Origin of the sequence: Pseudomonas sp. RL_5y_Pfl2_69 (assembly GCF_963970465.1) — a bacterium.
Classification (GTDB): domain Bacteria; phylum Pseudomonadota; class Gammaproteobacteria; order Pseudomonadales; family Pseudomonadaceae; genus Aquipseudomonas.
In genome coordinates this window covers 1-16,887 of sequence record NZ_CAXAOU010000003.1, presented here as the reverse complement: position 1 = coordinate 16,887, position 16,887 = coordinate 1, and the positions used below count along the sequence as shown (strand labels likewise).

General features: G+C 55.7%; 18 protein-coding genes and 1 pseudogene. 9 read left to right on the top strand and 10 right to left on the bottom strand.

From position 1 onward, the window contains the following. The first annotated feature begins 899 nt into the window (after positions 1–899). Positions 900–1,154, top strand: coding sequence for an antitoxin (locus AACY07_RS06195; RefSeq protein ID WP_339473959.1), 255 nt, complete (start codon positions 900–902; stop codon positions 1,152–1,154). Continuing rightward, positions 1,151–1,465, top strand: coding sequence for a type II toxin-antitoxin system RelE/ParE family toxin (locus tag AACY07_RS06190; protein WP_339473958.1), 315 nt, complete (start codon positions 1,151–1,153; stop codon positions 1,463–1,465). The genes AACY07_RS06195 and AACY07_RS06190 overlap by 4 nt, the downstream gene beginning before the upstream one ends. Positions 1,466–1,630: 165 nt before the next feature. Here the strand turns inward: AACY07_RS06190 and AACY07_RS06185 are convergent, their stop codons facing one another. Continuing rightward, the gene (locus tag AACY07_RS06185; RefSeq protein WP_339473957.1) at positions 1,631–2,416 is read right to left on the bottom strand and encodes a class I SAM-dependent methyltransferase; all 786 of its coding nucleotides are present in this window, start codon (positions 2,414–2,416) and stop codon (positions 1,631–1,633) included. 526 nt (positions 2,417–2,942) lie between these two features. Here AACY07_RS06185 and AACY07_RS06180 point away from each other — a divergent pair. Beyond that, positions 2,943–3,368 carry an SRPBCC family protein gene (locus AACY07_RS06180; RefSeq protein ID WP_339473956.1) on the top strand — a complete coding sequence of 142 codons (426 nt, stop codon included), beginning with the start codon at positions 2,943–2,945 and terminating at the stop codon, positions 3,366–3,368. Next, a complete protein-coding gene (locus tag AACY07_RS06175) occupies positions 3,365–3,793 on the top strand; it encodes a MarR family winged helix-turn-helix transcriptional regulator (protein ID WP_339473955.1) in 429 nt (142 codons plus the stop codon). The genes AACY07_RS06180 and AACY07_RS06175 overlap by 4 nt, the downstream gene beginning before the upstream one ends. A 173-nt stretch (positions 3,794–3,966) precedes the next feature. Here AACY07_RS06175 and AACY07_RS06170 read toward each other — a convergent pair whose 3' ends face one another. Continuing rightward, on the bottom strand, positions 3,967–4,629 hold the full coding sequence (locus AACY07_RS06170; protein ID WP_339473953.1) for a hypothetical protein: 663 nt from the start codon (positions 4,627–4,629) through the stop codon (positions 3,967–3,969). 156 nt (positions 4,630–4,785) lie between these two features. Next, the gene (locus tag AACY07_RS06165) at positions 4,786–5,532 is read right to left on the bottom strand and encodes an outer membrane beta-barrel protein (protein WP_339473952.1); all 747 of its coding nucleotides are present in this window, start codon (positions 5,530–5,532) and stop codon (positions 4,786–4,788) included. Positions 5,533–5,748: 216 nt separating this feature from the next. Between AACY07_RS06165 and AACY07_RS06160 the strand changes: the two genes are divergently transcribed. Together AACY07_RS06160 and AACY07_RS06155 are read left to right on the top strand one after the other, a co-directional pair. Beyond that, positions 5,749–6,522 (top strand): ParA family protein, encoded by a 774-nt coding sequence (locus AACY07_RS06160; protein ID WP_339473951.1) that lies wholly within the window; start codon positions 5,749–5,751, stop codon positions 6,520–6,522. Between the two features lie 38 nt (positions 6,523–6,560). Continuing rightward, entirely contained in the window at positions 6,561–7,025 is a 465-nt protein-coding gene (locus AACY07_RS06155; protein WP_339473950.1) for a GNAT family N-acetyltransferase, read from the top strand. A gap of 58 nt (positions 7,026–7,083) precedes the next feature. On the opposite strand, the gene AACY07_RS06150 is transcribed toward AACY07_RS06155, so the two are convergent. The 6 genes from AACY07_RS06150 to lysA all read right to left on the bottom strand — a co-directional run bounded on the left by AACY07_RS06150 (position 7,084) and on the right by lysA (position 14,001). Next, positions 7,084–8,385 (bottom strand): MFS transporter, encoded by a 1,302-nt coding sequence (locus AACY07_RS06150; protein ID WP_339473949.1) that lies wholly within the window; start codon positions 8,383–8,385, stop codon positions 7,084–7,086. Positions 8,386–8,432: 47 nt separating this feature from the next. Continuing rightward, the gene (tcuB, locus tag AACY07_RS06145) at positions 8,433–9,590 is read right to left on the bottom strand and encodes a tricarballylate utilization 4Fe-4S protein TcuB (protein ID WP_339473946.1); all 1,158 of its coding nucleotides are present in this window, start codon (positions 9,588–9,590) and stop codon (positions 8,433–8,435) included. Continuing rightward, positions 9,577–11,031: an FAD-dependent tricarballylate dehydrogenase TcuA gene (gene tcuA, locus AACY07_RS06140; protein ID WP_339473944.1), complete on the bottom strand. Its 1,455-nt coding sequence runs from the start codon at positions 11,029–11,031 to the stop codon at positions 9,577–9,579. The genes tcuB and tcuA overlap by 14 nt, the downstream gene beginning before the upstream one ends. Before the next feature lie 168 nt (positions 11,032–11,199). Continuing rightward, positions 11,200–12,135, bottom strand: coding sequence for a LysR family transcriptional regulator (locus AACY07_RS06135; protein ID WP_326426016.1), 936 nt, complete (start codon positions 12,133–12,135; stop codon positions 11,200–11,202). Between the two features lie 55 nt (positions 12,136–12,190). Next, positions 12,191–12,652, bottom strand: coding sequence for a GNAT family N-acetyltransferase (locus AACY07_RS06130; RefSeq protein WP_339473942.1), 462 nt, complete (start codon positions 12,650–12,652; stop codon positions 12,191–12,193). Positions 12,653–12,762: 110 nt separating this feature from the next. Continuing rightward, positions 12,763–14,001 (bottom strand): diaminopimelate decarboxylase, encoded by a 1,239-nt coding sequence (gene lysA / locus AACY07_RS06125; protein ID WP_339473940.1) that lies wholly within the window; start codon positions 13,999–14,001, stop codon positions 12,763–12,765. A gap of 126 nt (positions 14,002–14,127) precedes the next feature. Between lysA and AACY07_RS06120 the strand changes: the two genes are divergently transcribed. Continuing rightward, positions 14,128–15,048 (top strand): LysR family transcriptional regulator, encoded by a 921-nt coding sequence (locus AACY07_RS06120; RefSeq protein ID WP_339473938.1) that lies wholly within the window; start codon positions 14,128–14,130, stop codon positions 15,046–15,048. Positions 15,049–15,098: 50 nt separating this feature from the next. Here the strand turns inward: AACY07_RS06120 and AACY07_RS06115 are convergent, their stop codons facing one another. Beyond that, positions 15,099–15,380, bottom strand: a complete 282-nt coding sequence (locus AACY07_RS06115; protein WP_133077248.1) for a hypothetical protein — start codon at positions 15,378–15,380, stop codon at positions 15,099–15,101. 340 nt (positions 15,381–15,720) lie between these two features. Here AACY07_RS06115 and AACY07_RS06110 point away from each other — a divergent pair, with 340 nt between their 5' ends. Both AACY07_RS06110 and AACY07_RS06105 read left to right on the top strand, forming a co-directional pair. Continuing rightward, a complete protein-coding gene (locus tag AACY07_RS06110) occupies positions 15,721–16,542 on the top strand; it encodes an ABC transporter substrate-binding protein (protein WP_445261355.1) in 822 nt (273 codons plus the stop codon). Next, positions 16,539–16,887 (top strand): annotated as a pseudogene (locus tag AACY07_RS06105) (amino acid ABC transporter permease); the annotation flags it as partial. The gene AACY07_RS06110 and the pseudogene AACY07_RS06105, both read left to right, overlap by 4 nt.

Sequence of the window (16,887 nt, the reverse complement as noted above, 5' to 3'; positions counted from 1 at the left end):
TGGAAATCGATCATGTCCGGCTCTGTACGAAATCCGCCGGAGCCAATTTTAACTCCGCAGGCTCCGAGATTCAGTAAAGTCCGCGCCCATCAAAGGCAGGAACCTAGGATATCCAAACGGTATGAATTCCCCGGCGAAGCTTGAGATTAGGCTGCACATATCTTCTATGAGCCAAGCCGTAGCGCGAGCCCACGAACAGATGATCGCTTGATTTTTAACTGCGTCCTTTGGGTGCTGTGTTCTGGTGCTGCCTGGCGCGATAGTTGGGGGGAAAGGCGATGCCGGTGATTTATATAAGGCCTTGCAGGCCCCTTCGGAAACTAACAGTGCCATCACAAGGACGCGTCGCAACATCAACAGCATGCCATCTTAGGGAGTGCACTTTAGCTGTAGTAAAATACAGCGCTAAGTTATTGATTCTTATAGGGTAGTTATCTTGGTTACACGCAATCCAAATCACCTGCAAACCCTATATATTTCAATAGCTTACGAAAGGTCAACGGTCAACCTTGACATGGTGGGGGTCGTTGGTTCGAGTCCAATCGCGCCTACCAAACAAAATCCGCTCTGCTGGGCGGTCTAGAAGGGCTCACCGAAAGGTGGGCCCTTTTTTGTTGTCTGCGATTTGCAAAACTTTTGCAAAACCCCCACCTCAGAACGCCAGATCAGCTCCCACCTCCAGGTACTCAATACCTTTCTCGGTGTGCCCATCCTGATAGTGTTTGGTTATCTTCGCGTCTGCGTGGCCCATCAGCAATTCTGCTGCCTATATAGTCACGCGGCCAACATGGCCAACACTGTCAGTGTTAATCGGGCAAGAAACCCGATCGTCCAGTAGAAAGCCCACATTCCCACATTTGTGCCAATATGAGGGTGTAGATCACCCATGGAGTTGCCACATGAGCCGCCTGACCATAGACATATCCGAGCAGCAGCATCAGAGCTTGAAAGCGTTGGCCGCCTTGCAAGGCAAGACGATCAAGCAATACGCCATCGAGCGCTTGTTTCCGGGCAATGTTGACAATGATCCGGCTTGGCAAGAGCTCAAAGGCGTACTGACCGCCCGTATCAATGATGGCTTGGCGGGCAAGGTTTCAGGCAGGAGCATTGGTGACATCCTTGACGAAGAGCTGTCCGGAGAAAACCGGGTTTGACTGGCGCTTACGTTCTTACGCTTGAAGCTGAAGCCGACTTGCGCGAGATCATCCGCTACACGCGCCAACAGTGGAGTGACCAGCAGGTGCGCGTTTATATCGGCAGACTTGAACGCGGCATTGCTCGTCTTGCCGCCCATCAAGGCGCGTACAGGGACTTGAGCGACCTCTACCCGAAGTTGCTGATGGCGCACTGTGAACACCACTATGCTTTTGCCCTGCCACGTGAAGGTGCCCCTGCTTTGATCGTGGCGATTTTGCATGAGCGCATGGATCTGATGACTCGACTGGCCGAACGGCTGAACAAGTGATTTCTCTCTGAAGTGAGACCGCAGTACCGTGCCCGGCGAGGGTTCCAAGTACCGGGGTGCGGACTAATTCGAATCACCGGCCGGGCCAACTCTATGGGAGCATTTTGAAATGAGTATGCCGCCTGTATTCGCAATTCCTGAATCGCTCTGTCTGAGTCGCCAGTATCACCGCTGCCCCCAACATGTGATCAACCCTGGTGGTAAATCCACAACCTCGCCTGCGCTGAGGTTGTTTATAGCTTCCGTGTAGGTAGCCATATTTAGAGCGCCTGTAGTCAGTAAGTGTTGTTTCATCTGCATCCAGGTTAGGCACCAAAAGGCTGAAATGGGCGATCCATTATTTAGTGGTGGGTAATGTAATGAACTACCAAGCTGTTTCAAACCAAGGGTGTTGAATTTTTTTGATAATGTATTGCCCCAATTACGGTCTGTGCCTATGGTTTTATATAAAACCTCCCACATGGTTTGCATGGTTTTGCTATAGGCTGACGGTAGTGGTTTCATCGTGCTGTGGTCAATAAACTCAGACAGGATGATCCATCCGCCAGGTTTTAACCATGATACAAGTTTTTCTAATACTTCTGATCGGTCGCGAAGGTGGATTAGGACGAGGCGTGCGTGAATTAAATCAAATCCACCAAGTGAGGTGGTCGTGGATATATCTGATTTCAGAGTCGTAAGATTTTTAGGGTGCGAAGCTTGCTTTGGTAAGAATTGTCCGTCTCGATCTAATGCAAGTACCTCGAAATTTCTTTGCTGGGAACAGACTGAGAGCCATGAAGCAATGCTTCCTGTGCCTGAGCCGATATCTAGACATCTTGAATTGAAAGGAAGGTTGAGGTTGGATATGTGTTCTTTTGTAATAGGGTCAAATGCAGTTGTTATATGATTCAGTCGCTCAAGCTCAGTATCTTGGTTTTGATTGAATATAAATTCGCCATAAACTTCCATGTTGATGTATCTCCGTTGTGATGCTCTAGTGTCCTGGTTTTTTGATACAGGGGTGGTCGACTTGGCTGGAGGTAAGGTGAGCGCTCAGTGTAGATCATCGATAAAGGCTTGCAAGTTTCTATTTGTGCGATATTTGGATAAGCCACTCTAGTGTGAGCTTGACGAATAATCCTATATCTTTTGTGTTGACTGGTATTTATGAAACTACTGTCAAAGCTGATGAATAAGCTTTTGCATGGAGAAGACGTTGTTTTTGAATAGGCGGGCCGGGAGAAATGCTTCAATGGCTTGTTATAGGTGAATGGTCATCTTCGTGTCCGCGTGACCCATTGTTCTTTGGTCGAGCCTTATCCGTACCGCAAGGGTGTGCTGATCGTACTCGGGTCAGCGATGAGCATGCAGTCCAGCTTTGGGTGCTGAACTTTGAGAATTTCGACAGCGTTCTCTATGCCAGATCAGGGCCTATGGTGTTTAATTGTAAATGCATTTACAATTATTTTAATGTGACTGACGCAAGGCAAAGGCCATGGAAATCAAAGAGTCTATTGAGATTAGATCGACCCCCGCGCAAGTGTTCCGTTTGTATAAAGATGCGGCGGGCTGGGCCGATTGGGACCCAGAGGTGAGCAATGCAAGCTTGCCCGGCGGTCTTGAGGTGGGCGCCAAAGGCTGGCTTAAGCCAAGGGTGGGGCCCAAGGCCAACATTCAGATTGTCGAAATGACCGAGGGCAAGTCGTTTTCGGTGCAAAGCCGTTTGCCTTTATGCCGCATGGAATTCGGACACCTGCTTACCGAAGTGGAGGGGGGCACTGTCGCAACCCACTGGGTTGAATTCTGCGGGCCGCTGAGTTTTCTATTTCGATACCTGGTCGGTAGATCAATCCAGGCATCGATGCCCAACACAATGCAGGGGCTCAAGAAGTCTTGTGAAGCGCAGGTACGTTTCCCGTGAGTGCTAATCAGGATGGTGTCGAGGGACGTTGGGGTGGTTCCGTCTTTGCTGGACCAAACGACAGCCCTGGATTTCGGCTTTGGCGTGACTTTTTAGACTGGCAGCGTCAACTCAACGCTCGCTTGAAACCTTTGGGTCTTACCCAGCCACAGTTCGCCATCCTGGCTGTAAGCGGCTGGCTGACAAGAGAGGGCGAGCCGATTACTCAACATGGCATTGCCAGTTTTACCGGCATGGATCGCATGCATATTTCGCAAATCATTTCTCGTCTGGAAAAGGACGGGCTTATTGAAAAGCAAACAAACCTGCACGACCAGCGCGCAAACCTGGTTTCACTTAGCGAAGAGGGTCACCGTCGATTGCGTGTTGCGATACCTGTTGTTGAAGCCTTCGACAGTGAGTTTTTTCTAAAACCCAGCGTTTGAATGCCTGTTTGACAATCATCACGTGATGCCCCCGGGCCCGCCTTGTGCGGGCCTGTTCGTAAGGGACGCATATGTCGATTCCATGGCAACAACTGAATCTGACACCGGTGCTGAGCGCGCCAATGGATAATCCGGATCAAGCCAGAAGGGGCGGGATAGAAGGCATCATAAAATCAGCCACTGTTCTCAACGCTGCCTTTACAACCCGTCACTGTGGGGTATGGCCGACACACCAGCATCATTTTGTCCTTCGGTTCGAATCCGTGATCAATCATGCAGCGTTGCACTTTGGCAGTGCGTCCGATGCTGGCAACTTCAAGGTTCGACCCGAGTGGTTTCGGATATCCGCAGGCGTACATGACGGGTAGTGCTTCTTGGTTATTGGCATGTTGCATCGAGAAGTGGAGTGACGCGCCGGCTTTTCGCCAGGAGACTTGCATATATTCATACCGGCCAGAATCGGGTTTTATAGGATAGAAGCCTTCATCGGCTTCGAACGGCAATGCTTCAAGTTGGGACAAGCCAAGTGGATGACCATTTCTTTCTTCTACGCAGGCTGGAACATTGTTCATGACGTCACAAAATTCAAACCCGTCTTTGCGCGTAAAACCCAGGCGTTGCATGCACTGGAATTGAAGCACCCGTTCGTTTGTCGGTAAACGGTCCAATGAGCGTTCTACAGGGTTCCCACACTCTGCCATGGCCGCTTTAACACCGTCTACGGAAGTAGAAGTGCGTTGCCACTGCGTGAACTCGGCTGAAGGCGGGCAACCGGTAAGCAACAATACCGTTGCGACCAGGGCCGGGAAGGTGATGATCTGACCGTTACGGAACATAGTGATCCTTACTTATGTCGGTCGAGGCGAATGCTGTTAAGTCTTTGGGCGCATTGACCCAGAAGAATGCTCGGTCCGAAAAGGAGTCACGCACACAGCGGCGAGGGCGCTGCGGCTGGTACAGGCCCCGTCAGCGACGGGGCCTGCCGGGTTGGATCAGAACGCCAGGCCGACCTTCACGCCGAACTCGTCACGCTTGAGTTTGGTGTTGTCGGCAACCGGCGAATCTTCGTCGATCTTGTACTCGGTGCGGGTGTAGTACACGCCCGCGTTGATCGGCATGTCACCATTCTGGTTCATCAGCAGCGACACTTCTGCGTACGGGTTGGTACGGTCTTTCATGTCGACGCTGTCGCTGCCGAAGTCGTCGACTTTCAGGTGTGCGCGGCCATCGATCGAGCGGCGGACACCCACTTCTGCGCGCAGGGTCGAGGTGTCGAACTGGTGGTTGTAACCCAGTGCAACCTTGGCAAATGGCGATTTAAGGGTCAGCTTTGTGTCGAGATTGTTGATTTCGGGCTCGAAACGGGTCCAGTTGTAACCGCCGCCGACAATCACGTCGACGAAGTTGCGCGCATCCAGCGCGGCGCGCCAGCCAAGGTCGAGATCGGCCTGGGCTTCCTTGAGCTTGTCGTCATTTTTCTTGCTGTATTTGACTTCACCACCGAGCTGGTAAATGAAGCCGGATTCGGCAGTCATCTTGTTGCCATAGTTGGCGAACACGCCACCCTGGGCCAAATGTTCCTTGTCGGACTTGCTACCGCCTTCGAACTCGAACGTGCTGTAGGAACCCAGTAAACCGATGGTGAAGAGAGGGTCGGTGCTTGGGGCGGCCATCACTGCCAGTGGTGCGCTGAACAGCGCTAGGGCACAGGTGTGACGCAGCAGTTTTGCAGTAAGCATTAGCGAGTGTCTCCATGACGTTGATAAAAATATTGAGCGAGCGATTAGGTATAGCACTCCTGAAAAAGTTCAAAAACACAAACCAGAAAACCAAACCCCGAGGTCAGAAGTCGGAGCGATGCCTGTCTTATACTTGAAACATTTTGTCGCGTAGAAACATTACTGAAATATTTCATTCTTATTATCAGGGGAGGATTTTCTCAAGGTATCTGTCTCATGCGCCGAGCTGTATTCAATCTGAAAGGGGGCGTTGGGAAATCCAGCATTGCCTGCAATCTAGCCGCTGTGAGTGCTGCTGAAGGCTATCGCACACTTCTGGTGGATCTCGATCATCAGGCTAACGCCACCCAGTATCTGACGGGGCTGGCAGGTGATGATATCCCTATGGGGATCGCTGATTTTTTCAAGCAAACCCTCTCCAGCGGCCCGGCCAGCAAAAAGAATCGAGTCGCCATCACTGAAACGCACTATGACAACCTGCATCTGGTCACCGCGAACAGTGAGCTTGCTGAACTCCAGTCAAAACTGGAGTCGAAATTCAAGGTCAACAAACTGCGCCGCTTGTTGGTGGAGCTTTCCCAGGATTACGAGCGTATTTATATCGATACGCCGCCGACCCTCAATTTCTATTCATACAGTGCGCTGATCGCCGCCGACCGGGTGTTGATTCCTTTCGATTGCGACAAGTTTTCCCGGCAGGCGCTCTACAGCGTCATCGCTCAAGTGGCCGAGCTTCAAGCGGACCACAATGAGTCGCTGGTCGTCGAGGGCGTGGTGGTCAACCAGTTCGTAGGGCGCGCCAGCTTGCACCGGATGCTTATTGACGAATTGATCGCCGAGGGCATGCCTGTGTTGCCCAATTACTTGAGCAGCACCATCAAAATGCGTGAATCCCATGAAGCCTCCGTGCCTATGATTCATCTGGCGCCGCGGCATAAACTGTCACTGGAATATGTAAGCCTTTTTTCAGCGTTGGAGCGGGCGGGTTAACCGAAGAGCAAGGTTGATACTGCCCCGGATGAGCAGCTATGCAGATACGCAAACTGACCCACGATGACCTGCCTCGCGTCAGCGCCCTGTGCCTGGACGCGTTCATGTTGGCGGTTGCGCCTTCGTTGTCGGCACAGGGTGTTGAAACCTTCGCCAGAGTGGCTGCAGTGCAGGCGTTTTCCGACCGCATGGAGGGCGACAACCTGATGCTTGTCTGTGTCGCTGATGGAGCGATAGCGGGGCTGATCGAGCTGAAGGAAGGACGCCACGTGGCGATGTTGTTTATCGCGCCGGGATGGCAGCGTCGGGGCATCGGCATGCGCCTGATGAGCGCGGCACTGGAGCAGGCCAGAGGTGAAGCCGTAACCGTCAGAGCATCGCTGTCTTCGGTAACTGCCTACGAAAGCTACGGATTCAGCCTCGCAGGGGACGTGGGGGAGTTCGCCGGGCTGGTCTATCAGCCGATGGAGAAGCGCCTGCCCGCAACGAAAAGCGCTAACTGACCTTGTGTCACTCAGACCCAACTCACGCCGTGAATGAGTGACACGTAGCGAGCCTCTGTTATACGGCGCTGACCGCTAGGATTTTTTGCCGACGATACAGAATCGTTGTCGCGGTAAATCCGCACACTGCCGCGAACATCAGCCAGTACGCAGGCGAAGCTTTATCCCCGGTGGCCTGGACAAGCAGGGTCGAGATTGCCGGGGTGAAGCCGCCAAATACCGCAGTCGCCAGACTGAAGGCCAGCGAGAACCCCACCACACGCACATTTTGCGGCATCACTTCGGTCAGTGCCGCGACCATGGCGCCGTTGTAAATACCGAAGAAGAATGAGAAGTACAGCAGAACGGCAAGCAGTCGTTCGAAGCTGGCGGCTTCTGCCAGCCAGTGCATGGCCGGGTAGGCGGTGAAGATGCACAGTAAGGAAATCGCCAGTAACAGAGGCCGACGACCGATACGGTCAGACAGTGCGCCACCGATAGGCAGCCAGAAGAAGTTGCTGATGCCGACCAGCAGAGTCACCACCAGGCTGTCAGTGGTGCTCAGGTTCAGTACGGTTCTGCCAAACGTAGGGGTGTAAACCGTGATCAGGTAGAACGTGGTTGTGGTCATGGACGCCAGCAAACCGCCTGCCAGCACGGTGCGCCAGTTGTCACGCATCGAGCGGAAAACCTCGCGGGTCGTTGGACGATGGTGGCGTGCCGTGAAGGCTTCGGTTTCTTCCAGTGAGCGGCGAATAATGAAAATGAACGGGATGATCACGCAGCCAATGAAGAACGGAATACGCCAGCCCCAGTCGGCGATTTCAGCGGCTTGCATGGTGGCGTTGATGGTGTAGCCCAACGCAGCTGCGACGACGATTGCAACTTGCTGACTGGCGGATTGCCAACTGGTGTAAAAACCGGTGTGACCGGGTGTGGCAATTTCCGCGAGGTACACAGAAACGCCACCCATTTCCGCACCGGCGGAGAAGCCCTGCAGCAGCCTGCCCAACAGCACCAGAATCGGTGCCGCTATGCCAATGCTGGCATAGCCCGGCACCAGGGCGATCAATACGGTACCGGCTGCCATGATCGACAATGTCACGATGAGCCCTTTGCGCCGGCCAACCTTGTCGATGTAAGCCCCCAGCACAATCGCACCCAGCGGACGCATCAGGAAGCCGGAGCCGAACACGGCAAAAGTCATCATGAGCGAGGCGAATTCGCTGGTGGCGGGAAAGAAAGTCCGGGAGATGTAGGTCGCATAAAACCCGAACAAGAAGAAGTCGAACTGTTCGAGAAAGTTGCCGCTGGTGACCCGCAAGATGGCGCCCAGTTTGGACCCCTTGGCGCGGGGTGTTGTCGTTGTAGTTTTCATCATGGCTACCGTTGTGCTCACTATTGTTATTGGAATGAGTGACCTGACCGTCAGTCGCTGCCGGCGTTAATCGGGTTGGGTTGACGCTTTTCGATGGCGTGTTTGAGCAGTGCTGCGCTGCGAAAAATTCCATGGGCGAACTTGCTGTAGGGCATGGTCAGGAAAAACGCCATGACCAGTCCTAGATGGATAGCCAGCGTCAAGCCCAGTGCGCTGGTTTCGCGCAACGCCAGGAGCGCCAGGCCGCTTGCGCTGACCAGAAACAGCAGGGCGATGAAGCCCAGGTCCATGGGTTTTTGATTCACGTCGCCGTGGGCCGGATTGCGGCGCAGGTTCAACCAAAGCAGGCCTGCGGGGCCGATCAGCATGCCTATGCCGCCGGCAATGCCCAGCATCACGGGCAGGCTGGACACCGGATAAGGCGCCGACCACTTCAGCAGATAGTGATAAAGCGTGGCGACACCGGTTGCTGCGAAGCACAGCAGGAAGCCGTAGAAAGTGAGGTGGTGAAACCGCCGGCGCCACAGGGTGAATTTATCGTCGGCGTTGTTGCAGCCTTGGCCATGGCCGCCGTCCAGGTATTTGAGTTGTGCAACGTTGGCCGTCGCCTCCAGCGCCGCAGAGGTTTTTAACGGCAGGGAGGCTGCGGGTGGTGAGATGTTGTGCCAGAAGCGCCTTACACCCAGGGTCAGCGCAAGTACCGCAAAGCCGAACACCGCGCCAAACATCAACGCCAGGGTGTTGTGCGGGAAAATCCCGTAGAAGTTACCTCCAGGAATGGCGGTGAACAGGTTGCCCATGAGCATCAGGGTCAGGCATAGAAAAAGTGCCAGGCCCGCTCCCGACGCCAGTGCCAGTGTCAGACCGTTGCGCTGATACAACTTGCCCATCGCGCGTGGCCACGCGTATTCGGCGTAGGTATCAAGGCGGACCTTGGCCATGGCTTTCGGGACATTGACCTCGAATTCATGGGGGGCAGCGTACTGACAGGCGTGCAGGCATGCGCCGCAGTTATGGCACAGGTTCGCCAGATAATGGATGTCTGCCTGGGTGAACTCCAGGCGGCGTGTCATTGCCGGGAAAACCGCGCAGAAGCCCTCGCAATAACGACAGGCATTACAAATGCTCATCTGCCGCTGGACTTCACTTTCGTCAAGGTTCAGGACCGGGATCAGACCGCCCGACGCCGTGGGATCAAACAGTTGCATGTCGAGACTCCGAGTTCGCAGATAAAGCGCCAAAGCCCACCGAGGCAGCCGCTTGTGCACCGGCTATACGGCCGAATGCAGTGCCAATGGCCATGCCTATGCCGGCGGTGTATCCCTTGCCCAGTACATTGCCGGCCATCATTTCTCCGGCCACGAACAGGTTGGGGCTCGCCTTGCCGTTGAAATGCACGGCGGCGGTGTGGTCGGTTGCAAGGCCCAGGTAGGTGAACGTGACACCCGGTTTCAGCGGGTAGGCATAAAAAGGGGGTTTGACCAGCGGCCGGGCCCAATGGGTCTTGGCAGGTGTCAGCCCCTGGGTGTGACAGTCGTCCAGCGCGGTGTGGTCGAAAGTGCCGACGCGACAGGCGTTGTTGTAGTCCTCGACGGTCTTGACGAATTGTTCCTGAGGCAGCTTCAGCTGGCGGGCCAGGTCCTGCAGGGTATTGGCCGTGGTTCCGGGGAAGACGGGCGGCATGAAGCGCCCGATGGCTTGCTGATCGATGATGGAGTACGCCTGCTGACCCGGTTGTCCGGCAACCAGGCGCCCCCAGATTGCATAGCGCTTGGGCCAGAAATCCTCGCCTTCGTCATAGAAGCGTTCGCCCTCGCGATTGACCACCACCCCCAGCGAAACGCAGTCGATGCGTGTGCAGATGCCGCCGTCATACAGGGGCGCGCGGGCATCAATTGCCACCATGTGGGCCTGGGTCGGATCACCGATGACATCGGCGCCGAGATCAAGCATGCGCCGCAGCACAATGCCGGTATTGAATCGGGTCCCGCGGATCAGGAAGTTATCGGACGGCCATTCACCGCGTTCGTTCTGCCCCCACGCTTCGCGGAGCCACTCACGGTTGGACTCGAAACCGCCGCTGGCCAGCACGCAGGCCCGGGCTTCAATACGTTCAGCCGCCACAGGCTGGCCATCTACTTCGTGCTCGCCAATGTGGGCGGCGACGAATTTATCGTCGTCCAGCTCAATGTCGGTCACTTGGGCGTTGTAGCGGATTTTTACACCGAGGCGTTCGGCGCTGCGGTAATACGCATTGATCAATGCTTTGCCGCCACCCATGAAAAAAGCATTGGTCCGCGCCACATGCAGTGCGCCGGACAGGGGGGGCTGAAAATGCACGCCGTGGGAGCGCATCCAGTCGCGGCAGGTGGAGGATGCACGGATAGCGATGCGCGCGAGTTTCTCATCCGTAATGCCGCCGGTGACCTTCAACAGATCTTGCCAGTACTCTTCTTCCGGATAGGCATCGATCAGCACGTCCTGAGGCTCGTCGTGCATGCAGCGCAGGTTGCGGGTGTGTTGGGAGTTGCCCCCGCGCCAGATTTTCGCCGAGGCTTCCAGCAGCATCACGCTGGCGCCAGCTTCTCGCGCCATCAGAGCGGCGCACAAGGCTGCGTTACCACCCCCCACGATTAAAACATCGATCATTATCGCTCCTCGATTTGCAAGGAAGCGGGAACGAGGTGCTCCTTGCGAGTTGGGGGCACGATAGAGGCGAGGGTGGAGGGCCGAAAGGCTGCTTTTGGCGCGGGGTGTTTAGTTTTTCTAAAGACTTACCGGTGCACGATGCCGCTCAGCTCGAGGTTGAACGGGGAATCAAGGGTCCTGTTCCTCAATCCACGTTGCGCCTGGCCACTGTTTGTCGACCACCAGTTGTCGCGCTACGTCGACGATGACCAACCGGGTTGCCAGCGCGGCAGGGGACAATTCGTCTTCAGCCAGTGTGGCCAGAAGGTTGCGTCGCCCCACATGGGGGTCGGAAATTCTGACCAGTGAGAGTCCAGACTCGTCTTTCAATGCGGCGGCGGCGCCCGGTTGTATGGTCGCAGCATGACCGGCCCGGACGGCGTTCATCAGAACCGCAAGACCGTCCACTTCCATGATGACATTGGGTGTTAGCCCGAGCCGCTCGAACGCGTTCACCAAGCCTGAACGCAAGCCGTGCTGTGCACTGGGCATTACCAGTGGCAAGCCACCGAGGTCTGCCAACTGCACGCTGTCGCCACACGGAGCCTGGGGCAGAGTGGGGGAGGCAATGACGAACAGCTTTTCGTCCAGAAGGGGCGTCACGCTCCAGCGTTTCCCGCCTTCGAGCTGGAACAGAATGGCCAGGTCGATTTGTCTGGCGTTGAGCTGGGCAGCCAGGTGCCCGGAGAGCATTTCTACCAGATGCAGCTGTATGTCCGGATACCGGGCACGCATTGCGTTGATCAACGGCAGGGCAAGAACGGTTGCGGTGGTGGGCGGCAGGCCCACGCTCACGTAGCCACTCATTCGCCCGCGATGGGCGGCCATGATGGCGTTTTGCGCTTGGCGCAGTGTCAGTTGGGCGTGGTGTAAAAACCCGAGGCCGGCGCTTGTCGGCGTCACGCCAGTGGTGGTGCGATTCAGAAGGCGGGTGCACAGCTCGCTTTCCAGCTTGGAGATCTGCTGGCTGAGGGCAGACACCCCAACGTCCAGTTCCAGTGCCGCCCGCCCGAGGCTGCCATGCTCGATGATTTTGACGAAATAGCGCAGCTGTCTTAATTCCAATGTCAGAGTCCCGCGAAACAGTTATTTGAATCCTGATCGTTTGCTGGCGCACAGGTCAGATCGAGTCTGGAGGCGTGAGCAGCTTTTCGAAATAGACGCGCTTGAATCCGTCTTCAGTGCGTTGCCCAACGTTTACATACCCGAGCTTGGGGTAGATCAGGAGATTGTCGGCCATCATCACATTGGTATAAAGCTGCACGGCCTGCATGCCGCGCTCGCGGCCGGCGCTTTCACAAAAGGCAATGAGCGATTTGCCCACGCCGCGTCCGGTTGCGCTGGGCAGGACGGCCACATTCTCCAGAAGGATATGCTCCTCCCTGGCATGAAACTCAACGAACCCTTGAAAGGTGCAGTGCTCATCCGTCGCGACGTAGACAGCGCCAGCTGCAATCTGCGCGGCAAAATCAGCAACCATGGGCGCAGGTTTGCGCCCAATCGCTGGTACATAGCGCGCGTAAGCCTGTTCGGCGCAGTCCCGGATGTTGGGTTCATCGTGTGCTTCAGCTAGCCGGATCATGGCGGTCTCTCTGGTTGCCGGAAGGGCATCTGTGTCGCAACACGTGAGCCCACTTCCAGGGTCGTCATCATGCAGCATTCACGTGCAGGACGTTGACCGGTGTAGCTGCTTCAAAGTCCCAACTCCAGGGCCAGCAAGTCTGACAATGGTTGTGCACGTCGAATCAAGGTCGTTTGCCCTTGCTCGATCAACACCTCCGCCAGCAGCGTGCGGCTGTTGTAGTTGGATGACATGGAGGCGCCATATGCGCCTGTATCGTGGATGATCAGCAAGTCTCCCACCTGAGCCTCAGGTAGCAAGCGTGCCGTAATGCCCTGTTCATCCTGGGTAAACACATCACCGGATTCGCAGAGGGGGCCTCCTACGACACTGAGGTGTTGTGGACGACTGATAGGGGTGCCTTGGGAGTCCAGCAAGGTGATGTGGTGATAGGCGCCATAAAGGGCTGGCCGCATCAGGTCATTAAAGCCGGCATTCACCAGAATGAAATGTCGACTGTCTATCTGCTTTACCGCCCGGACCTCGGTGACCAAATAGCCTGACTCAGCGACCAGGAATCGGCCGGGCTCGATCTCCATCCTTATCGGATGGGCGAGCCAGTCTTCGATGCTCTGTTTGGCCTGGCGCCATGTGAGTGCATAGCGCTGGATATCCACCGGCTCTTCTTGCGCGCGACAGGGCGTTGAAAGTCCACCGCCTATGGAGAAAGCCTCAATGTCGTGGTCGAGTGTCTTTACAGCCGTGACCATTGCGCTGCTCACTTGCTCAAGGTGGGTGTAATCCACGCCAGAGCCGATGTGCATGTGCAAACCCACCAGCTTCAGCCCGTAGTGGCGAATGACACCGAGTGCCTCCTGCACCTGGTCATGCCAGATGCCATGCTTGCTGTTTTTGCCTCCCGTATTGGTTTTGCGACTGTGTCCGTGTCCGAATCCCGGATTGATCCGCAGCCATACCCGGTGGCCTGCAGATTTTTCACCCAGTTGGCGAAGCATATCAATCGAGCCGGTGTTGACCTCAACGTTCAGTTCGACAACGCGCCGCAAGGTGGCTTCATCGAACAGATCACAGGTAAAAACAATCCCGGCGGGGTCGCCGGCAGGGCTGTATCCAGCGAGCAGTGCCCGCTCTATTTCGCCCAGTGATACGGCATCCACCCGCACGCCCTGCTCGCGCATAAGTCGCAGAATATGCAGGTTGGAGCAGGCTTTTTGCGCATATCGAATCACATCGAAGCCTTGCAGTTGGTCGATACGTGCCCTGATGGTTTGGGCGTCATAGCACCACAGCGGGGTGCCGTGCTGTTGTTCGATTTCGGCCAATTGCTGGAAAACGGGAAGGTTGGGCATGGAGGTCATCACTATGAGGTCTTGAGAGAGCCCATCATGTCGATCGCGATCCATTCAATAAAATATCTATTCTTTGTAGGTCGATTCAGTTTTGATATGGGCATTGAATCATTGGCTGAGGTTGCCGTGGGAATTTCTATGCGTCATGTCGAAGTCTTCCGCGCCATCATGCAGTCGGGGAGCGTCACCGCTGCAGCCCGCTTGCTGTTTACCTCCCAGCCAACGGTCAGCCGGGAGCTGGCACGGCTTGAAAGTATGACTGGCCTCAAGTTGTTTGAGCGGCAGGGGGGCAGGTTAATACCTACAGGCCAGGCCGTTATGCTGTTCGACGAGGTCGAGCATGCTTATGTCGGACTGGAGCGAATCAACAGCGTTGCACACTCGATCCGTCGCTTCGAGCATGGTCAGTTGAGCATCACCTGCCTTCCGCTTTTTTCCCAGACCCTGTTGCCCAAAGTGTGTAAACGCTTTCAGCAACACCATGCCGGTATCGGTATGAGCATTGCGGCCCAGGAGTCCCCCTGGCTGGAAGACTCACTCAGCGCCCAGCGCTACGACCTCGGATTGACAGAAGGTGAACAGGTGCCCCGGGGTACCCGGGGTGAATTGCTCTTTTGCGCCGACATGGTCTGCGTACTGCCCCAGAGCCACCCGTTGGCGGCCAGGCCGCTGCTGGTCATGGAGGATTTTCACGGTGTGGCCTTCATCAACCTCGCGGGCCAGGACATCTATCGTCAGACCCTCGATGAGCACTTTCGCCAGGCCGGGGTCGAGCGGCATACGGTCATAGAAACAACCAGCGCGGCGTCGGTCTGTGCCATGGTCAGGCAGCAATTGGGTGTGGCGATTATCAACCCGCTGACGGCAGTGGATGAGTCGGGCAGAGGCGTGGTGATTCGGCCGATCAACGTGTCCATTCCCTATCGCGTAATGTTGATCAAGCCTGATTATCGGCCCTCATCCAGCTTCGTCGACGCCTTTTGCAGCTCGTTGGGCGATGAAGCGTTGTCCCTTGCCGGTACGCTTGATAGCCGATTGGAGGTGTGACCTCCCGGCGATGTGCCGGGAGCGACTGGCGCAGTGAAGCGGCGGGAGAATCAATGTGGCTTGAGGTCGGTCAGATAGCTGGCGATGTCTTCGCCGCGTTGCGCGAACTCTTCGACATCGTTTTCGTATGACGTGACGTCCCTCGGTCGGTACTCATGCAGGCAAAGCACAATGGCCTGCTGAAAGTCATCTGAACTGATGTGTACGCCAAATTCATCGAATGCGCTTTTTAACGCCAGGTGAAAGCGTTGATCGTCCACTTGATCTCCGCTGTGCCATGTCTCTGCTGAGAGCCAGGGTTTCAACAACGTCTTGAGTTTTTCCGTATCCATGATGCTTTTCCTTCAATTGCCGAAATCGATGGCAAGTCTCTGCACGTTCTTGCGCTGATCACCAAGGTTCTACCGGACTCTGGCGGTTATGCAATAGCACCGGGCCATGGAAATAAAATCCGTGTGACACGTATCGCGCTGGCAAGCCAGGGGAAGGCTCAGCGCCAGCCCTGTTTAACGGCTTAAACCTGCGTCGAAGCGAGCAGGCTGTCTGGCGAGGTTTCAGTGTCATTCGATATAGCTCGAAGCGAGGTTTTTATTCCATAAAACAAGTACAAATGAGATTTATAGTACGTTTTAATCTATTCAAATGACTTTGAAATGATTGGAGTATTGGTCTTTGAAAACAACGGCGCTCTTACCTTTCGGCCTCGCTTTGCTCGCGACCTGTGCAACGGCTTTTGCGGGCCCCACCCTGGATCGCGTAACCCAAAAAGGGGAGATGACGGGCGTGCTGATGGAGAGCTATCCGCCATTTTCGTTTCTCAACGATCAGAACCAGCTGGACGGCTTTGACGTTGACGTCGCCAAGGCCGTGGCGCAGCGCCTGGGGGTCAAGCTCAAGCTGGAAACACCGTCCTGGGATGTGATCGCCGCAGGCCGCTGGAGCGGGCGTTACGACATCTGCGTGTGCTCGATGACCCCGAGCAAGGCCCGGGCTGAGGTGTTCGACTTTCCGGTCGAGTATTACCAGTCGCCAGCAGTGATCGTGGTGAACGCCAAGGACAACCCCATCGTTGAAGGCAAGGACTTGTCCGGGAAAAAAGTGGGCGTGATCAGCGCGTCCACCTATGAAGCCTATCTGAACAAGGACCTGGTGATTGAAGGCGCCGAAGACAAGCCGTTGAGCTACCCGTTCGAGAATGTCCAGATTGCCCCGTACGATAATGAAACCGTGGCGTTCCAGGACCTGGCCTTGGGCAGCGGGGTGCGTCTGGATGCGATGGTCACCAATCTGATCACGGCCCGTGAGCGGATTGCCCAGGATCCGCGCTTCAAGATCGCTGGCCCCGCGCTTTACGCAGAACCCAACGTGGTGGCGATTGAAAAGGGCGATCCGCAGTGGAGTGCCAAGGTGACTGAAGCCATTGCCGGGCTGAAGGCCGACGGAACCCTGAGCAAGATTTCACAGAAGTGGATCGGTTCCGATATCAGCCAATGACTGCCCACAACCCCCATCCCGCCAAGACACGTTCACTAGTCAAGACCGAACCCCGTGGCTTGAGCCAACTGTTTGGCTTTCGCACCCGGCTCTATCTGACGTGGGCGGTGCTGTTCGCGTTGTGCGTCATGTTCTTCATGAGCTTCGACCTGAAGCTGTCGATCATCCTGGATAAGTTGCCGAACCTGATGGGCCTGCACCTGGGCCCCAACGGTTTCCTGCAAGGCGCGGCGCTGACGTTGTTCCTGTGCTTTTGTTCGATCTGGTTGTCCTTGCTGCTCGGTTTTGTGACGGCGCTTGCGCGCCTTTCACGCAGCGCCGTGGCCTTTGGGATCGCGAGCTTCT